Raw genomic sequence first — 16,873 nt, 5'->3', positions numbered from 1 at the left:
AGGGGCACTACACGGCGCTCGTAATATACCTGTCAGAGGCTTAGATTTCCATTAGCTCCTTTTCCTTCAGGGCCAGTGCTTCGTCTACCAGCTTGATGAAGGAATCGGTCAGCTTCTGGATCTCTTCCTGAGCACGACGGTCGTCGTCTTCGGAGATCTCTTTGTCTTTGAGCAGTGCTTTCAGGTCGGCGTTGGCATCGCGACGGATGTTGCGCACGGCAACCCGAGCACCTTCCGCTTCGGCACGCACGATCTTGGTCAGGTCGCGGCGACGCTCTTCGGTCAGCGGCGGCAGCGGCACGCGCAGGGTCTGCCCGTTGCTGGACGGGTTGAGGCCCAGATCGGAGGTCAGGATGGCCTTTTCCACCGCCTGGATCATGGAGCGGTCAAAGATGGAGATGGAGAGGGTGCGGGCATCTTCAGCCACCACGTTGGCCAACTGTTTCAGAGGAGTGGCCGCACCGTAATACTCCACCTGGATACCGTCGAGCAGGCTCGGGTGAGCACGGCCGGTACGGATCTTGGACATCTGGGTCTTGAGCGACTCTACGCTCTTGGCCATGCGGTCCTTGGCGTCGTTTTTAATCTCGTTGATCACAGTGGTTTTCCTTTTGGCGAACGAGCCGTCAACCGGCCCGTATCTATCTTATTGGCTGGCGTCATGGACAAACGAGCCGAAGCTCACGCTTGTCTCACTTGCTGACGTGATGGATCAGGGTACCTTCCGGCTCGCCCATGATCACCCGACGCAGCGCACCCGGCTTGTTCATGTTGAACACCCGGATCGGCAGATCGTGGTCGCGGGCCAGAGTAAAAGCAGCAAGATCCATTACTTTGAGTTCTTTTTCAAGAACTTCATCATAACTCAGTTCATGGCACAGCACGGCATCCGGGTTCTTGACCGGATCGTCGGTGAACACGCCATCGACCTTGGTGGCCTTGAGCACGACGTCAGCTTCGATCTCGATCCCGCGCAGACAGGCCGCAGAATCGGTAGTGAAGAAGGGGTTGCCGGTACCGGCGGAGAAGATCACCACCTTGCCGGCGCGCAGCTGGCTGATGGCTTCGGCCCAGACATAGGAGTCACAGATGCCTTGCAGGGAGATGGCAGACATCAGACGGGCATTCACATAAGCACGATGCAGGGCATCACGCATGGCCAGACCGTTCATCACGGTAGCCAGCATACCCATGTGGTCGCCCACCACGCGGTTCATGCCCGCCTTGGCAAGACCGGCACCACGGAACAGGTTGCCGCCACCGATGACCAGACCGACCTGAACACCCAGCTCAACCAGTTCTTTGATCTCTTGGGCCATCCGATCCAGCACCGCCGGATCAATGCCAAAACCCTCGGATCCTTGCAGGGCTTCACCACTCAACTTCAGAAGAACACGTCTGTATGCAGGCTTGGGATTGGTACTCATGTCACTGATTCCTGGTCATATAAAGACCGCGACATAAGTCGCGGTCTGGGGAAACGGAAAAACCGGTTCGATTAGGCCTTTTGAGCGGCCGCGATTTGGGCTGCAACTTCCGCAGCGAAATCGGTCTCTTGCTTCTCGATGCCTTCGCCCACTTCGAAACGGGTGAAGGAAACAACGTCAGCGCCTTCTTTCTTCAGCAGCTCGGCAACGGTCATGGAAGGATCTTTCACGAACGGTTGACCAGTCAGGGAAACCTCACCGGTGAACTTCTTCATGCGGCCTTCAACCATTTTCTCGGCGATCTCTTTCGGCTTGCCAGAGTTGATGGCGATGTCGATCTGGATTTCGCGCTCTTTGGCAACGACTTCGGCAGACACATCTTCCGGCTTGACGAATTGCGGGCTGTTGGCAGCAACGTGCATGGCCAGATCTTTGGCCAGCTCGTCGGAACCACCGGTCAGCTTGGTGATAACACCGATGCGGGAGCCGTGAACGTAGGTGCCCAGGTTGTCACCTTCAACCAGCATCACGCGACGCAGGTTCATGTTCTCACCGATCTTGGCGATCAGGTTGGTGATGGTCAGCTCAACGGACTCGCCGTTGCCGAAGTCGGCGGCTTTCAGCGCGTCAACGTCAGCGATCTTCTGGGTAGCGGCGATTTCAACGATTTTCTGACCCATGGCCAGGAAGCCGGCATCCTTGGAAACGAAGTCAGTCTCGCAGTTCAGCTCGATCATGACGGCAACGTTGCCTTCGGTACGGGCGAAGATCACACCTTCAGCGGCGATACGGCCAGCTTTCTTGGCGGCTTTGGCCTGACCGGATTTGCGCATGTTTTCGATAGCCAGTTCGATATCACCGTTGGCTTCTTCCAGTGCTTTTTTGCAATCCATCATGCCAGCGGCGGTGCGCTCGCGCAGTTCTTTTACCAGGGCGGCAGAAATGTTTGCCATGTCCAGTATCCTCGGTCTTGAATTGACAAGAAACAGGGGCCACAAGGGCCCCTGCTAACCAATTACATCAGCTTGGTTAATAAGGGCTTTACAGTCCTTATCAATTACTCAGCTTCAACGAAGCCATCTTGTTCGGCTTGAACAACGATGTCCTGAGCGCGAGCTTCCAGTACGGTGTCAGCAGCAGCATTCAGGTACAGCTGAACGGCACGGATAGCGTCGTCGTTACCCGGGATGACATAGTCAACGCCGTCCGGGTTGGAGTTGGTATCAACGATGGAAACTACCGGGATACCCAGGTTGTTGGCTTCTTTGATAGCGATGTGCTCGTGGTCGGCATCGACAACGAACAGAACGTCAGGCAGGCCGCCCATGTTCTTGATACCACCCAGGCTCTTCTCCAGCTTTTCCATTTCGCGAGTACGCATCAGCGCCTCTTTCTTGGTCAGCTTGTCGAAGGTACCGTCTTGGCTCTGGGTTTCCAGATCTTTCAGGCGCTTGATGGACTGACGAACGGTTTTCCAGTTGGTCAGCATGCCGCCCAGCCAGCGGTGGTTAACATAGAACTGGTCGCAACGCTCAGCGGCTTCTTTTACGGCTTCAGACGCGGCACGCTTGGTACCTACGAACAGTACCTTGCCCTTCTTGGCAGCTACGGAGCTGATGAAGTTCATGGCATCGTCAAACATCGGAACGGTTTTTTCCAGGTTGATGATGTGAACCTTGCTGCGGGCACCGAAGATGTAGGATTTCATTTTCGGGTTCCAGTAACGAGTCTGGTGACCGAAGTGAACGCCGGCTTGCAGCATGTCGCGCATAGAAACTTTAGCCATTTTATACCTCTATTGGGGTTAGGCCTCCACACATCCCATATAACCGACCCGTTAAGGCACCCCGGCATATGTGTCGATGTGTGTGTGTTGTTTAAGTAAGGGTGATGGAATGAGGACACAAGTTCCCCATTCCGGCGCGCTTTATACCATAACTTTGGTCAGGACACCACCAGCCGAACCGCTAAAAATGGATCCCTGGGCAGCATGCTGAAGCGCCGATTTGACGCTGTGATGACAATCACACTGGAAGTAAACGGGGGTTGGGGATAAAATTTTGGCCTGATTGCAAACGCATCTATTTTTCATTACCTGATTGCCGGACATCGATAGATGCGCGATCAGGTCCCAAGAGAGATCCCATGTCCATTAAAATCAAGACACCGGAAGAGATTGAAAAGATGCGCGTTGCCGGCCAACTGGCCGCCGATGTGCTGGTCATGATCGCCCCCCACGTCAAGGCGGGCGTCACCACCGACGAACTGAACACCCTCTGCCACGACTACATCGTCGACGTGCAGCAGGCCATCCCTGCGCCGCTCAACTACCACGGCTTCCCCAAGTCCATCTGCACCTCGGTGAACGATGTGATCTGCCACGGCATCCCGAACCACAAGAAACTGCGGGAAGGGGACATCATCAACCTGGACATCACCGTCATCAAGGATGGCTACCACGGCGATACCTCCGCCATGTTCATCGTGGGTGAGACCACCCCGCTGCGCCGTCAGCTGTGCAAGGTCGCCCAGGAGAGCCTCTACGCCGCCATCAAGCAGGTGCGGCCGGGCATGTGCATCACCGAGATCGGTGCCGTGATCCAGCCCATCGTAGAGAAGGCCGGTTTCTCCGTGGTGCGCGACTACTGTGGCCACGGCATCGGGGCCGAGTTCCATGAAGAGCCGCAGATCCTGCACTATCGCAACGGCGGCAAGCAGGAGCTCAAGCCGGGCATGTGCTTCACCATCGAACCCATGGTCAACAGCAAGAAGTACCACTGCAAGGTCAATCCGAAGGATGGCTGGACCGTGACCACCAAGGATGGCGGCGACTCCGCCCAGTGGGAACACACCCTGCTGGTGACCGAGGATGGTTGCGAGGTGCTGACCCTGCGCCCGGATGACACTATCGACCGTCTCATCAAACACGGTTAACATCAAACCCCGGCCTCCCGCCGGGGTTTTGTTTTTATCAGCCGCGAACCCGTGCGAGAACAGCGCACAGGCGTGCGACAGTAGAGTGTGAGACGCCATGGATGCCAGCCTGCTTTCCCCCCACCTGTTACCCGACGCTCAGCTCACCCGCGAGAACTGCAAGGAGTACCTGAGCCGTTTTCTCGGCTGGCTGCACGCCCGCTTCGATGCCGGTGACAACATCATCGAACTGGTGGCTACCCGCTCCGAATACATGGACGAGCTGCTGACCCGGTTGTGGCAAAAGTTCGGCTTCGACAAGACGGAGCTCACTCTGATCGCGGTGGGTGGTTATGGCCGTGGCGAACTGCACCCCCACTCCGACATCGACCTGCTGATCCTCTACGAAGGGGACGAGTTGGACGAGGTGCTGGGGCTGCGCATCGGTGAGTTCATCACCCTGCTGTGGGATCTCAAGCTGGAGGTGGGCCAGGCGGTGCGCAACGTGGCCGAGTGTCTCGAGCAGGGACGCGGCGACATCACGGTTGCCACCAACCTCATCGAGGCGCGCTACATCACCGGCCGCGAGGCGGGCTTCCAGCAGCTCAAGGAGGCCACCGGCCCCCAGCACTTCTGGCCAAGCGAGCAGTTCTTCAAGGCCAAACGCGAAGAGCAGGCCCAGCGCCACCAGCAGTTTCTCGGTACCGCCTACAAGCTGGAACCGGATCTCAAGAGCAATCCGGGCGGCCTGCGCGACATCCAGACCCTGGCCTGGGTGGCTCGCCGCCACTTCGGCGCCACCACCCTGTTCGAGATGACCAGCCACGGCTTCCTCAACCGGGCCGAGTATCGCGAGCTGCTCGATTGCCAGAATTTTTTGTGGAAGGTGCGCTTCGCCCTGCACATGGCCATCAACAAGGGCGACAACCGGCTGCTGTTCGATCGCCAGCGTACCGTGGCCCAGATGCTGGGCTTCGAGGGGGAAGGCAACGCCCCGGTCGAGCAGATGATGAAACGCTTCTACCAGACGGTGCGGCGGGTCTCCGAGCTCAACGAGATGCTGCTGCAGCTGTTTGACGAGGCGATCCTCGGCAACACCGCCATGGACGTGCGCCGCCTCTCCGACGAGTTCCAGCTGCGCGGGCGCCTCATCGATGCGGTGGATTCCGAACTGTTCGGCCGTGAGCCCGCCGCCATCCTGCGCCTCTTCTACCAGATAGCCCAGCATCCGGAGATTGCCGGCATCCACTCCGCCGCCCTGCGCCAGCTGCGCGAGGCGCGCCGCAAGCTCAACTGCTGGCTGCAGGACTTGCCCGAATGCCGCCGCCTGTTCATGGCGCTGCTGCGCCACCCCAACGGCATCGGCCAGCCGCTCACCCTGATGCACAAGTACGGCATCCTGGCGGCCTACCTGCCGCAGTGGAACCTCATCGTCGGCCAGATGCAGTTCGACATGTTCCACGCCTACACGGTGGATGAACACACTCACCGGCTGCTCAAGAACATCCATCAGTTTCCCAACCCGGCCAGCCGCCAGACCCACCCGCTCTGCCACGAGGTGTTCACCCGGCTGCGCAAGCCGGAGCTGCTCAGCATCGCCGCCCTGTTCCACGACATCGCCAAGGGGCGGCGTGGCGACCACTCAGAGCTCGGCGCCGTCGATGCGCTGGAGTTCTGCCAGCTGCACGGCCTGGATCGCTACGAGAGCCGGCTGGTCGCCTGGCTGGTACGCCACCACCTGCTGATGTCGGTCACCGCCCAGCGCCGCGACATCTATGACCCCGAGGTGGTCACCGACTTTGCCCAGAAGGTGCGCGACGAGCAGCACCTCGACCTGCTTTACTGCCTGACCGTGGCCGATATCTGCGCCACCAACGACACCCTCTGGAACGACTGGAAAGGCACCCTGCTGCGCGAGCTCTACTTCGCCACCCAGAAGGCGCTGCGCCAGGGGCTGGAAAACCCGCCCGACATGCGCCTCAAGATCCGCGAGAACCAGCGCCAGGCCAAGCAGATCCTGGCCCAGCGCGACGTGCCGGAGGAGGCCATCAACCAGCTCTGGAGCGACTTCAAGGCAGACTACTTCCTGCGCCATACGCCGGAGCAGATCGCTTGGCACTGCCGCAAGATCATCGAACACGGCGACAACCCGGCGCCGCTGGTGATCATCGGCAAGCACCCGACCCGCGGCGGCAGCGAGGTGTTCATCTATTGTCGCGACACCCCGAATCTGTTCGCCACCGTGGCCTCGGCGCTGGATCAGAAGAACCTCAACATCCACGACGCCCAGATCATGAATTCGCGCAGCGACTACGTGCTCGATACCTTCGTGGTGCTCGAGCCCAACGGCGAGCCCATCAGCCCCAACCGCACCGCCACCATCAAGAAGGCGCTGGAGAAGGCGCTGCAGGAGCCGGGCAAGCTGGTGCTGCGCAGCAAACCCCTGTCACGGCGCCACCGCCAGTTCAGCGTGCCGACCCGGGTGGTCTTTCTGCCCCACAAGGGGGAGACCCGCCACACTCTGCTGGAGCTGACCGCGCTCGATACCCCAGGCCTACTGGCCCGCATCGGTGCCGTGTTCCAGCAGTGCGGCCTGTCGCTCCATGCCGCCAAGATCACCACCATCGGCGAGCGGGTGGAGGACTTTTTCAGCCTCACCACCCTGGCCGGCGAGCCGTTGACCCAGGCCGAGCAGCAGGCGCTGGAGGAGCGGCTGGTCAACCAGCTCAACCCGCAAGAGTCGGCCGATGATGAGGGCAGGCCGGGCCCGTGAAGGCTTCACAAGACGCCGAGTCAGCCCCTGATTTATCAAGCAGAACAAAAGGTTGGACCACGCCAGCACAATAAATCGGCGTTCCCGTGAAGAAATCGGCCCGAGCCCTTAAAAACAATTGGAAAAGTGTGATACAACAAACGGAATTTTTTAAAGGAAACCTGTCATGACCGAGTTGCAACAGATCATCGAAGCGGCCTTCGAGCGCCGTGATTCCATCACTCCCGGCTCCGTCGATGCCGCCACCAAGGCCGCCATCCTGCAAGCCATCGACCTGCTGGACTCCGGCAAGGCTCGCGTAGCCGAGAAAATTGCCGGCGAGTGGGTGGTACACCAGTGGTTGAAGAAGGCGGTACTGCTCTACTTCCGCATCAATGACAACGGCATCATCAAGGGTGACGACGCCCAGTACTACGACAAGGTTCCCCTCAAGTTCTCCGACTACAGCGCCGAGCAGTTCAAGGCTGCCGGTGTGCGCGTGGTGCCGCCGGCCACCGCCCGCAAAGGCTCCTTCATCGCCCCCAATACCGTGCTGATGCCCTCCTACGTCAACATCGGCGCCTTCGTCGATGAAGGCACCATGGTCGACACCTGGGCTACCGTGGGCTCCTGCGCCCAGATCGGCAAGAACGTGCACCTCTCCGGCGGCGTCGGCATCGGCGGCGTACTGGAGCCGCTGCAGGCCAACCCGACCATCATCGAAGACAACTGTTTCATCGGTGCCCGTTCCGAAGTGGTGGAAGGGGTGATCGTGGAAGAGGGCTCCGTCATCTCCATGGGCGTCTTCATCGGCCAGTCCACCCGCATCTATGACCGTGAAACCGGCGAGATCCACTACGGCCGCGTCCCGGCCGGCTCGGTGGTCGTCTCCGGCTCCCTGCCCTCCAAGTGCGGCAAGTACAGCCTGTACGCCGCCGTCATCGTCAAGAAGGTAGATGCCAAGACCCGCGCCAAGGTCGGCATCAACGCCCTGCTGCGCTCCATCGACGAGTAAGCGGTTTACGGTGATTTAAAAGGGCGCCTGATGGCGCCCTTTTGATTTTGGCGCCCCTGTCACAGGCAAGCCGTACCGACTCGGTTAAGATAGATTGGTCAGGATCGTTTCAAACCGAGGAAGCCCGATGTACGAGAATCTGAAGAGCCTGGGGATCCAGGAACCCACCTCAGTGGACAGCTATACCCTGCGCCAGGAAGCCAATCACGACATCCTCAAGATCTACTTCAAGAAACAGAAGGGCGAGTTCTTCGCCAAGAGCGTCAAGTTCAAATATCCGCGCCAGCGCAAGACCATGCTGGTCGACTCGGGCACCCACGAGTACAAGGATGTCACCGAGATCAACGCCAATCTCAAGTACGTGGTGGATGAGCTCGACAACCTGACCCAGGGCGTGCACGTGCAGGCCGACCCAGACATCAAGCAGAAGATCTTGCGCGACCTGCGCCACCTGGAAAAAGTGGTGCAGAACAAGATCAGCGAAATCGAGCGGGATCTGGAAAAGCTCTAAACCGGTCTGATGCAGCAAAGGCGCCCGTGGGCGCCTTTTTCTTTGAGCTCAAAAGCGATGGCAACACCGATACCGCGCCGGTCGAAACATACACCACCGCATCCGGCTACCCTATGGCGCCCAGCAAAAAGGGAGGCTTGCGCCTCCCTTTTCAACAACTCTGGTATTCAGGCAACAGGATTAGTTGCTCTTCATCCAGATGTCCATGTCGGTTTTCAGGTTGTCGGACTTGGTACCGAAGATGGCTTGTACGCCAGAACCTGCCACTACCACACCGGCAGCACCCAGTTTCTTCAGACCAGCCTGGTCAACCTTGGCCACGTCTTTCACACCGACCCGCAGACGGGTGATGCAGGCGTCCAGCGAAGCGATGTTCTCTTTGCCACCGAAGGCAGAGACCAGTGCGGCAGACATCTCGTCCTTGCTCTGACCAACGCTCTCTTCGGCCGCTTCGTCTTCACGACCTGGGGTTTTCAGGTTCATGGCACGGATGACCACGGTGAAGACCACGTAGTAGATGACGGCATAGACCAGACCCAGACCCACCAGCAGCAGCATGTGATCGGCACGCGGGGATTGCACCACGAAGTCGATGAAGCCGTTGGAGAAGGTGTGACCGTGTACCACGCCCAGGGAGTTGGTCAGCACGTAGGCCAGACCAGCCAGCACGGCGTGGATGGCGTACAGTACCGGGGCGATGAACAGGAAGGAGAATTCGATCGGCTCGGTGATACCGGTCAGGAAAGAGGTCAGGGCGGCAGAGGCCATGATACCTACGATCTTGGCGCGGTTTTCCGGCTTGGCGGAGTGCGCGATGGCAAACGCGGCGGCAGGCAGACCGAACATCTTGAACAGGTAGCCACCGGCCAGCTGACCGAAGCCGTTGCCGGCAGCACGGGAAGCGTCGTCAGCAGTCAGGAAGCAGGTCATGATGCCGTGTACGGTTTCACCGGCAGCGTTGACACAGGTACCAGCCTGATAGAAGAAAGGTACGTTCCAGATGTGGTGCAGACCGAACGGGATCAGGGAGCGCTCAACCACGCCGTAGATACCGAAAGCCAGTACCGGGTTCTGGTTGGCAGCCCAGTCGGAGAAGGCACCGATGGCAGCGCCCACCGGCGGCCAAATGACGGACAGGATCACGCCCAGGCCGATGGAGACGAAACCGGTGATGATGGGCACGGCGCGTTTGCCGGCGAAGAAGCCCAGATACTCGGGCAACTGGATCTTGTAGAAGCGGTTGAACGCCCATGCGGCCACGCCACCGGCGAGGATACCGCCCAGGACGCCGGTTTCGATGGTCTCAACGCCCATCACAGGCGCCATGACCTTCAGGGTGGCGACCATGATGCCGTAGCCAACGATGGCTGACAGACCGGATACGCCGTCGTTATTGGTAAAGCCGAGGGCCACACCCACTGCGAACAGCAGGGCCATCTGACCAAATACGGAACCACCGGCCTGCTCCATCAATTGGGAGACAATTTCCGGCAACCAGCTGAAGTGGGCAGCACCCACCCCCAGCAGAATACCTGCAACGGGCAAGACCGATACTGGCAGCATCAGCGCCTTACCGACCTTTTGCAGATTAGAGAAAGCATTTTTTAACATGTGTGCGCTCCTGAATGGAATGTCTTACCGTAGACGCTTCAGTCCAATTTATAGACGATCATCAACATCATCTCTCATCGGCATGAATTCGACGCGGGTTTGTTTATTTTGACCAGCTGAATATAACCCAGCAGATCGCAAATATCTTCCATCAGGGGTAAGCGAATAAAAAATTTGGAGGGGAGATCACAAGATAATTTCGCCGGGAATTTTCGGCTAATTACGGATATATTTTGGCATCTTCATGCTAAGCCATAAATATGAAAAGTGCTGTTTCGCATTGTATTTTAGCCAATCAAATCAATACTCAACGAAACGCATTGTAACTTAATGTAACCATTTGCTGTTTTTTTCAATTTTAGTCTACCGATTAAAAAGGCCTCCAACAAGGGAGGCCTCAAATAAATATTATATTTTAAAGACCGGGCAATATTCAGCCCTTTTGGGAGCGCTTGACCGCATCAATAAAGACCGATTTCGCCTTGGTCGAACCGGCCCGCTCCGCCTCGCTGACTAGTTGCATCGCCTTGTCGATGTCACCGGCTTTCACCGCTTTTTCGATCTGGGATTGATAGAAGGCTTCGGTTTCGCTCAGCATGGCGGGCGCAGGCTTGGCAGGCGCGGCTACCGCAGTGGTCGCCACAGTGCCTGCCACAACGGCCGTCGCCGCCGGTGCAGCCTTGCTCATTGCTACCTTGTCGGCATATTCAGGCTTGAAGACCGCTTCCAGTCCCTGCCCTTTTGCCATGTCGGCCACCTTGATCTGTACCAGACCCCATGGGGAGTGCGGGATCACGGGGTCCTTGATATCCGGTTCAACCGTCCCGTTGGCTCTGGCAAACGCCTTGGAGGGGTGCAGTATGGTGGTGCTGCCTGCCAGCTTGTTGGCCGGGGCATACACAATCATATAGGTCTCGGCCGCCGGATTGCCCGGCATGCTGCGGTCGACGAACAACTTGCCCTCAATCCTGTCGTTATCGAGCAGATGGGCCGGCTGATAGGTGAATACCGATTCACCCAGCACGCGCGTCACCTTGAACTGGGCATCCAGCATGATAACCTGCGGGATCAGCACCGTCTTGCTCACCTGGGATGCGATGCTGATGGCCAGATTGCCGGTATTGGCCGGCAGGCGATAAGCGGCGAAATAGCTCATCCCCTCGTCAAACTGAAAACTGGGTTGCTTGCTGTCGAGGGCCAGCAGAGTATCGCCCTCCGGCAACGCCACATAATTGAAATCACTGAAAGCGGCGCAGCAGCTGGTCGCCTGCGAGAGCGCCTGCTTGGCCTGATCGGCATTACTCAGGATGGATGCATGATCCTGCACGGGGACCAACATGTTACCGGAACAACCGGCCAACAGCGCAGTAACCACGGCTGCGATAGACATCTTTACCAGTTTCATTCTTCTTATCTCCATAACCCGGTTGCCGTTACCCGGCGAAACAAAACTGCCCCCATATGGGGGCAGTGACTAACTTAACTTAAACAGCTGCTTACCACCAAGCTTCCGCTTGAACACCAAAGTTCCAGGTATCTTTAGATGTTTTACTGTTATAGGGAGTACCAGCCATATCGTTGTCATCCAGAGCTACATAAGAAGTAAAGACTCGGATTTCAGGACGGGCCCAGAAGCTTGAGCCGGCAGACCAAGCCTGAGACAAGGTCAACTTGTAACCAGAATCCTCAAGGGAAGAACCATTGGTAGACTTGTTCTTGTCCTTGAAGTAGCCGCCTTCAAAGATGGTCTTGTTGAAGTCATCCCACTTGTACATCGGGCGTGCAACAACAGACATGGTTTCCCACTTGTCGTTGCCATCCCACATGTCATTGCCTACCCCATAGACCAGCTGGTGGCCCATCTCCCAAGAGTTGCCCATTGGGATCACACCATGGTTGATGATACGGAAACCATCGGCACCATCCTTGGCTTCGGCACCGTACCAAGAACCGTCACCGTAGAAAGCCATGGTCTTGGAGTAGCCTTCAGTACCGTACTGCAGCACGGTCTTGTTGAATCCCCCAAAGATACCTTGGGTCAATTCAGCAGTCAGCATTACGCCATCTTTAGCGTTTTTGTACTGAGCATTAGAAGAGTCTTTTTGAGCATCTGTTGGATTAGCTATTGCATAGTCAACACCGACTTCCAAAGAAGCATCTTGCCACAAAGGAATACCTGCATAGCGCAGATCAAGGGTATTTACATCCATCCCCTCAAACTTGGTCCAGCCATCTTTGCCATCCCAACCACGGTCATTGCGAACCCACGCGAAGGAAATTTTGCCAGGACCCGCCTGAACACCTTCGATACCGGCACCGGCACCGGAGATGTTCCAGTAGTAGAAGTCAGAGATGTGGATGTCGTGACGTTGGTAGTAACGCTTACCAGCCCACAGGGTAGCTTCCGGCGCGAAACCCAGCAGCCCCTTGGCTTGCACGTTGAACTGGCGCAGCGCGAACTCGGAGTCACCGCTGCACTGTTTTTCATCGAAGTTACATACAGAACCAGTACCTTCCCAGTCGTTGGAACCGTTGGAAGTCATGGCGAACATGGAGTCAACGTAGAAAGTCTTGCCGTCTTTGTTGAATACTTCCTGCCCCAGCTGAACTTCACCGTAGGTATCATCTTCGTTACCCAGACGTCCCACCTTTTGTTTGCTCAAAGTCTGCATATCACCATCACTGGAAACGCCGACACCTGAACGGAAGTAGCCGTGGAAATCAACGGCGAAGGCGGCTTGGGAAGCCAGGGCTGCGGTTACTGCTGCAGCGATCGGGAGCCACTTTGCTTTCATTTTCATTTTCCTTATTCCCGCTGAGAGGAGTGTGATCCTGAATATCCAAGTTCTTATCACCATAAAAACGTTTAGGTGATAACCGAGGCCGATTATAGGTAGCCAATTTCGGGACAAACATGAGCTGATTCACAAAATGGCGACAAATCGCCCAGCATTGGTCGTGGAGGGTTTTGTACGATGATAACCAACAGAACCATGCAATAACTCACCATTCAAGCGCGCTTAAAAGCGAAAAGATCCACCATGAAACCGCTACCAACCATTAATTTGCTCCGATGAATAAGTTATAAATATTCAAATTGATGACAAAAACATGACTGAAATCGCTTTCAATGGGGAACTTTTAAATTTGAGGCATGTCGGCCGCCTCCGAAATAAATCGCTGAGCAAAGCGGGGATGGCGTGGAAAATAACCGGATAAATATCGGGAAAATATGGTCAGTTGAGACTGCTGATTACCGCAAAATAAACATCCCCGCCAGACGGGCTGAGCGGGGATGAATAAAGGATAAAAACGGACGATCGCTACAGTTTATTTAGCCAGCCATTGAGCCAGGCCAGCGCCACCTTTTCCGGCTCATCGTCGACGGTGGCATCTATTTCCAGCCGGGGCAGCAGAGGGCTGGCGCCGAGCTCCTGCAACAGCGCATCGAGGTGACGACCGGCACCGCAAAAGTGCTCGTAGCTGCTGTCCCCCATGGCGACCAGCGCATAACGCCACCCTTTCATGTAGGGGGCCCGGTCAGCCAGGGCGGTGGCCAGTGGCTGCAGATTGGGCGGAATATCGCCCTGCCCCGTGGTAGCCGTGATGACCAGCAAGAATCGACTCGCATCCAAATCTGCCAGCTCGGCGTCTTCGAACACCTGGCAGCCGTGCCCCGCCTGCTCCAGCTGCGCCGCCAGCGTCTCGGCCACCAGCATGGCCGCGCCGTATACGGTACCCACCACTATGTCTATCTGCGCCATCACGGACCCCTTTGACCAACATGGATGCCCAGCATGCCACAGCAACAGCTTGGGCAACACCCCGCGATCGTCAGGCTCAGTAGTCGCTCTCGCTGGCAGGCCAGCCCAGTTCGGCAAACAGCTGCAGCACTTCCTGCCCCAGCGGTGCCTGGATCCGCATCGGCACCTTCAGTACCGGATGCTCAAAGCTGAGGGTGCGAGCCACCAGCAGCAGGCGACCGCAACCATAGTGCTCGCGAAAGAAGCGGTTGTGGCGGCCATCACCATGGGTGGTGTCACCGACGATGGGGTGGAACAGGTGATCGAGATGGCGGCGCAGCTGATGCTTGCGGCCTGTCTTGGGGAACAGCCGAACCAGGCTGTAGCGACTGGTGGGGTGTTTCTTGGAGACCGCATGGGGTATCTCGACCTGATGCAGGCGACGAAACGCGGTCACCGCCTCCTGGGCCGGGCGATCCGGGTCGCTCATGGCGTCGGCGATCTTGTCCAGCTGCTCTTTGAGCGGATAGTCGATGAGCCCCTGCTCGGGGGCCCAGCCGCGTACCAGCGCCAGATACTCCTTGTGCACCTGACGGGCGGCAAAGGCTTCGGTCAGGGTGCGGGCCACGGCAGGATCGAGGGCAAACAGCAGCACCCCCGAGGTGGGCCGGTCGAGCCGGTGTACCGGGTAGACGTGGCGACCGCCGATGAGATCCCGGGTCATCTGCATGGCGAAACGGGTCTCGGCCTTGTCGAGCCAGCTGCGGTGCACCAGCAGGCCGGAGGGCTTGTTGACCGCCACCAGCCAGTCATCCTGATAAAGCAGGGTCAGTTGCAAGGCGTTCTCTTCCTGTGCCTGCTCACGCATCATTGCTCAACCACTTTGCCGGAGAGCAGCAGATCGAAGCGGGCGATCAGGCGCAGCAGGGCTTCGACCTCGGCCAGCTCCTCCTTGTAGACTTCGCTGGCCATGGGATAGAGGGAGACGCTGCTGGGCAGCGGCGCCTGCAGCAGCACCAGCTGCTCCATGCGCGGGATCAGCACGAACTGCAGCCACTGATCGAAGCTCAGGGTATCGACGCAAAATGGCAGCTCGCTGGCCAGGGCCTCTTCACCCGGATGGGCCGCTTGCCAGCGTTCCAGACGTTGCAGCTCGGCGGTCAGTTCACCCAACAGGCCGGCTACCAGCAGATATTGATTCATTGCGTTCTCTTCCTCATCACCACACACCGTCCGCCGCCAATCCTGTGTCGCTGGCGGCAGGCCGAACTTTGCAAAAAAGGGCGTTACTATACACCCACCCCCCTATCCTCTGCCATGCCCCTTGCGGCCGACAACACGGGCGAAGAGCCATGGCGGCTCCCGCCCCTGCGTACCGAGCCGGATGCTGGGCGGCGCGCCCCCACTGGCTATCTTGTGCAACCTCCTTATAATCGGCCCGCATCACCCTTAGCCGGATCACCTCATGTCCACCATCAATACGCTGACCGAATTCTTGACCCAGGCCGACACCCAGTTCCAACTGTTCGACATGGGCCGCCAGGTGCGACCACTGGCGAGCGACACCTTCGAGCGCATCGAACAGCAGCAGGAGCCCTACCCCTGGCCCCTGCAGCAGCACGCCTGGCTCGGCGTCCACTTCTTCCAGCCGGCCGAATCCCGTCACTACCTGTGGTTTCTCAAGTTTGCCCTCGACGAGCGCGGTCTGCTCATCGCCAGCGGCCCCAAACACTTCATGGATCAGGTGGTGGAAACCCTGGGCTACAAGCTGACCGGCGAACTCGACGAAGAGAAGGCCCAGCGTCTGGCGGAGAACCCCTACACCTTCCGCCCGGCCGAGGCCAAGATGGCCAGCCTGCACGCCAAACTGGCCCGTCAGCTGGAGCAGGCCCCCTCGACCTACTTCGAGGGGCTCTGCCACTATCTGGCGGCCCCGACGCCAGAGGGATGGCAGACCCTCGGCGTACAGGGTTTTGCCGATCTCGCTGAGCGGCTGCAAGATGAACGCAACCTGGCGCTGGTGTGCAAGGCGCTGCCAAAACTGCCGCAAGAGCCGCTCTACGCCCTCTGTCAGAGCCTGGAAAACGCCCCGTTGCCGCCGGCCGTACAGGGCGCCCTGTTCGAGCGCATCGGCAAAGAGCAGGAGTGTGCCGAACCCAATGCCGAGACCCTGGCCTATCTGTGCCGGGCACTGGCCTCCTGCAACGGCAGCAGCATGCGCACCAACAAGCTGCTGACCCTGCTGCAAACCCAGCCGAGCCCGGCCCTGCTGCTGGCCATCGCCGGCCGGCTCTGGCCCGATCTGAAGGATGCCGGCCTGCTCAGCCTGTTCCTGGAACAGCTGGCCCTGCAGCCGACCCAGTTCTTCAATCAGGTATTTGCCGAGCTGGTGACCCTGCCGGCCCTGCGCAATGATATGCTGGCCAGGCTGCGCGACCCCGAACGCAGCGATGCCCTGGGCCAGGCCATCGGTCGCCTGTTCGCCTCGGCCTGATGATGTCGGCGACCCGTCACCATGGCGGGTCGCCTGTCGCCACGGATCACACCCCGGAAGGAGCCCGCGATGGGTGAAATGTTCGCAATCTTGCTGCTTATCCTCGGTGCGGGTGCCTTCTGGCATCAGCGGCGTCAGGCCGAGCTTGCCTGGCAATACATGCGCCGCTACTGCCAGCATCACGACCTGCAACTGCTGTCGCTGGCCCGCAGCCACCGTGCGCTGGCCCACCAGCCGCTGCGGCTGCTCACCTATTACGAGTTTGAATTCTCCAGCGATGGCGAGAGCCACTATCTGGGGCAGCTGCGCATGCAGGGGCTGCAGGTGGTCGGCGTCGAGCTGCCCCCCCACCGGGTGCCCACCCTGTAAATCTGCCGCCACGGGGCGGGCCTATAATATTCAGGAAT

Annotated in this window: 16 protein-coding genes; 6 read left to right on the top strand and 10 right to left on the bottom strand. The window is 58.4% G+C overall.

Annotation, left to right across the window (positions count from 1 at the left end; translation table 11 throughout):
• Positions 1–40: 40 nt before the first annotated feature.
• The 4 genes from frr to rpsB form a co-directional block, all read right to left on the bottom strand.
• Positions 41–598, bottom strand: coding sequence for a ribosome recycling factor (frr, locus tag ACB032_RS13450; protein ID WP_011705096.1), 558 nt, complete (start codon positions 596–598; stop codon positions 41–43).
• Positions 599–692: 94 nt separating this feature from the next.
• Positions 693–1,427, bottom strand: a complete 735-nt coding sequence (gene pyrH / locus ACB032_RS13445; protein ID WP_011705095.1) for a UMP kinase — start codon at positions 1,425–1,427, stop codon at positions 693–695.
• Positions 1,428–1,498: 71 nt separating this feature from the next.
• Entirely contained in the window at positions 1,499–2,380 is an 882-nt protein-coding gene (gene tsf, locus ACB032_RS13440) for a translation elongation factor Ts (protein ID WP_005343781.1), read from the bottom strand.
• Positions 2,381–2,484: 104 nt separating this feature from the next.
• A complete protein-coding gene (rpsB, locus tag ACB032_RS13435; RefSeq protein WP_005303470.1) occupies positions 2,485–3,213 on the bottom strand; it encodes a 30S ribosomal protein S2 in 729 nt (242 codons plus the stop codon).
• A 359-nt stretch (positions 3,214–3,572) separates the two neighbouring features.
• Here rpsB and map point away from each other — a divergent pair, with 359 nt between their 5' ends.
• From map to ACB032_RS13415, 4 genes are all read left to right on the top strand, one after another.
• The gene (map, locus tag ACB032_RS13430) at positions 3,573–4,361 is read left to right on the top strand and encodes a type I methionyl aminopeptidase (RefSeq protein WP_011705093.1); all 789 of its coding nucleotides are present in this window, start codon (positions 3,573–3,575) and stop codon (positions 4,359–4,361) included.
• 97 nt (positions 4,362–4,458) lie between these two features.
• Positions 4,459–7,113, top strand: a complete 2,655-nt coding sequence (gene glnD / locus ACB032_RS13425) for a bifunctional uridylyltransferase/uridylyl-removing protein GlnD (RefSeq protein ID WP_371138089.1) — start codon at positions 4,459–4,461, stop codon at positions 7,111–7,113.
• Positions 7,114–7,279: 166 nt separating this feature from the next.
• A complete protein-coding gene (dapD, locus tag ACB032_RS13420; RefSeq protein ID WP_005303473.1) occupies positions 7,280–8,107 on the top strand; it encodes a 2,3,4,5-tetrahydropyridine-2,6-dicarboxylate N-succinyltransferase in 828 nt (275 codons plus the stop codon).
• Positions 8,108–8,234: 127 nt separating this feature from the next.
• Positions 8,235–8,618 (top strand): DUF3461 family protein, encoded by a 384-nt coding sequence (locus tag ACB032_RS13415; RefSeq protein ID WP_011705091.1) that lies wholly within the window; start codon positions 8,235–8,237, stop codon positions 8,616–8,618.
• A gap of 180 nt (positions 8,619–8,798) precedes the next feature.
• Here ACB032_RS13415 and ptsG read toward each other — a convergent pair whose 3' ends face one another.
• From ptsG to ACB032_RS13385, 6 genes are all read right to left on the bottom strand, one after another.
• Positions 8,799–10,229, bottom strand: coding sequence for a PTS glucose transporter subunit IIBC (gene ptsG / locus ACB032_RS13410; protein ID WP_016349865.1), 1,431 nt, complete (start codon positions 10,227–10,229; stop codon positions 8,799–8,801).
• 433 nt (positions 10,230–10,662) lie between these two features.
• Positions 10,663–11,634, bottom strand: a complete 972-nt coding sequence (locus ACB032_RS13405; protein WP_371138088.1) for a MalM family protein — start codon at positions 11,632–11,634, stop codon at positions 10,663–10,665.
• A gap of 91 nt (positions 11,635–11,725) precedes the next feature.
• The gene (locus ACB032_RS13400; protein WP_323971246.1) at positions 11,726–13,024 is read right to left on the bottom strand and encodes a maltoporin; all 1,299 of its coding nucleotides are present in this window, start codon (positions 13,022–13,024) and stop codon (positions 11,726–11,728) included.
• A gap of 528 nt (positions 13,025–13,552) precedes the next feature.
• Positions 13,553–13,993, bottom strand: coding sequence for a flavodoxin (locus ACB032_RS13395; RefSeq protein ID WP_085734646.1), 441 nt, complete (start codon positions 13,991–13,993; stop codon positions 13,553–13,555).
• 76 nt (positions 13,994–14,069) lie between these two features.
• Positions 14,070–14,843: a tRNA pseudouridine(65) synthase TruC gene (gene truC / locus ACB032_RS13390; RefSeq protein ID WP_371138087.1), complete on the bottom strand. Its 774-nt coding sequence runs from the start codon at positions 14,841–14,843 to the stop codon at positions 14,070–14,072.
• On the bottom strand, positions 14,840–15,175 hold the full coding sequence (locus tag ACB032_RS13385) for a YqcC family protein (RefSeq protein ID WP_011705085.1): 336 nt from the start codon (positions 15,173–15,175) through the stop codon (positions 14,840–14,842). Before ACB032_RS13385 ends, truC begins: the two co-directional genes overlap by 4 nt.
• 262 nt (positions 15,176–15,437) lie before the next feature.
• Here ACB032_RS13385 and ACB032_RS13380 point away from each other — a divergent pair, with 262 nt between their 5' ends.
• Both ACB032_RS13380 and ACB032_RS13375 read left to right on the top strand, forming a co-directional pair.
• The gene (locus ACB032_RS13380; RefSeq protein ID WP_039212953.1) at positions 15,438–16,466 is read left to right on the top strand and encodes a DUF3549 family protein; all 1,029 of its coding nucleotides are present in this window, start codon (positions 15,438–15,440) and stop codon (positions 16,464–16,466) included.
• Positions 16,467–16,535: 69 nt separating this feature from the next.
• Positions 16,536–16,835, top strand: a complete 300-nt coding sequence (locus ACB032_RS13375; protein WP_011705083.1) for a DUF3301 domain-containing protein — start codon at positions 16,536–16,538, stop codon at positions 16,833–16,835.
• Positions 16,836–16,873: the final 38 nt, after the last annotated feature.

The organism is Aeromonas sp. S5(2024), from assembly GCF_041403025.1.
Lineage (GTDB): Bacteria > Pseudomonadota > Gammaproteobacteria > Enterobacterales > Aeromonadaceae > Aeromonas > Aeromonas hydrophila.
This window is presented reverse-complemented; position numbering and strand designations above follow the sequence as displayed.

Excerpts from the sequence above, each read along its gene's own strand:
- ACB032_RS13375 (WP_011705083.1), top strand. The coding sequence starts at position 16,536 with ATGGGTGAAATGTTCGCAATCTTGCTGCTTATCCTCGGTGCGGGTGCC.
- pyrH (WP_011705095.1), bottom strand. The coding sequence starts at position 1,427 with ATGAGTACCAATCCCAAGCCTGCATACAGACGTGTTCTTCTGAAGTTG.
- tsf (WP_005343781.1), bottom strand. The coding sequence starts at position 2,380 with ATGGCAAACATTTCTGCCGCCCTGGTAAAAGAACTGCGCGAGCGCACC.
- ACB032_RS13400 (WP_323971246.1), bottom strand. The coding sequence starts at position 13,024 with ATGAAAGCAAAGTGGCTCCCGATCGCTGCAGCAGTAACCGCAGCCCTG.
- glnD (WP_371138089.1), top strand. The coding sequence starts at position 4,459 with ATGGATGCCAGCCTGCTTTCCCCCCACCTGTTACCCGACGCTCAGCTC.
- ACB032_RS13380 (WP_039212953.1), top strand. The coding sequence starts at position 15,438 with ATGTCCACCATCAATACGCTGACCGAATTCTTGACCCAGGCCGACACC.
- rpsB (WP_005303470.1), bottom strand. The coding sequence starts at position 3,213 with ATGGCTAAAGTTTCTATGCGCGACATGCTGCAAGCCGGCGTTCACTTC.
- map (WP_011705093.1), top strand. The coding sequence starts at position 3,573 with ATGTCCATTAAAATCAAGACACCGGAAGAGATTGAAAAGATGCGCGTT.
- ACB032_RS13395 (WP_085734646.1), bottom strand. The coding sequence starts at position 13,993 with ATGGCGCAGATAGACATAGTGGTGGGTACCGTATACGGCGCGGCCATG.
- truC (WP_371138087.1), bottom strand. The coding sequence starts at position 14,843 with ATGATGCGTGAGCAGGCACAGGAAGAGAACGCCTTGCAACTGACCCTG.
- ptsG (WP_016349865.1), bottom strand. The coding sequence starts at position 10,229 with ATGTTAAAAAATGCTTTCTCTAATCTGCAAAAGGTCGGTAAGGCGCTG.
- dapD (WP_005303473.1), top strand. The coding sequence starts at position 7,280 with ATGACCGAGTTGCAACAGATCATCGAAGCGGCCTTCGAGCGCCGTGAT.
- ACB032_RS13385 (WP_011705085.1), bottom strand. The coding sequence starts at position 15,175 with ATGAATCAATATCTGCTGGTAGCCGGCCTGTTGGGTGAACTGACCGCC.
- ACB032_RS13415 (WP_011705091.1), top strand. The coding sequence starts at position 8,235 with ATGTACGAGAATCTGAAGAGCCTGGGGATCCAGGAACCCACCTCAGTG.
- ACB032_RS13405 (WP_371138088.1), bottom strand. The coding sequence starts at position 11,634 with ATGAAACTGGTAAAGATGTCTATCGCAGCCGTGGTTACTGCGCTGTTG.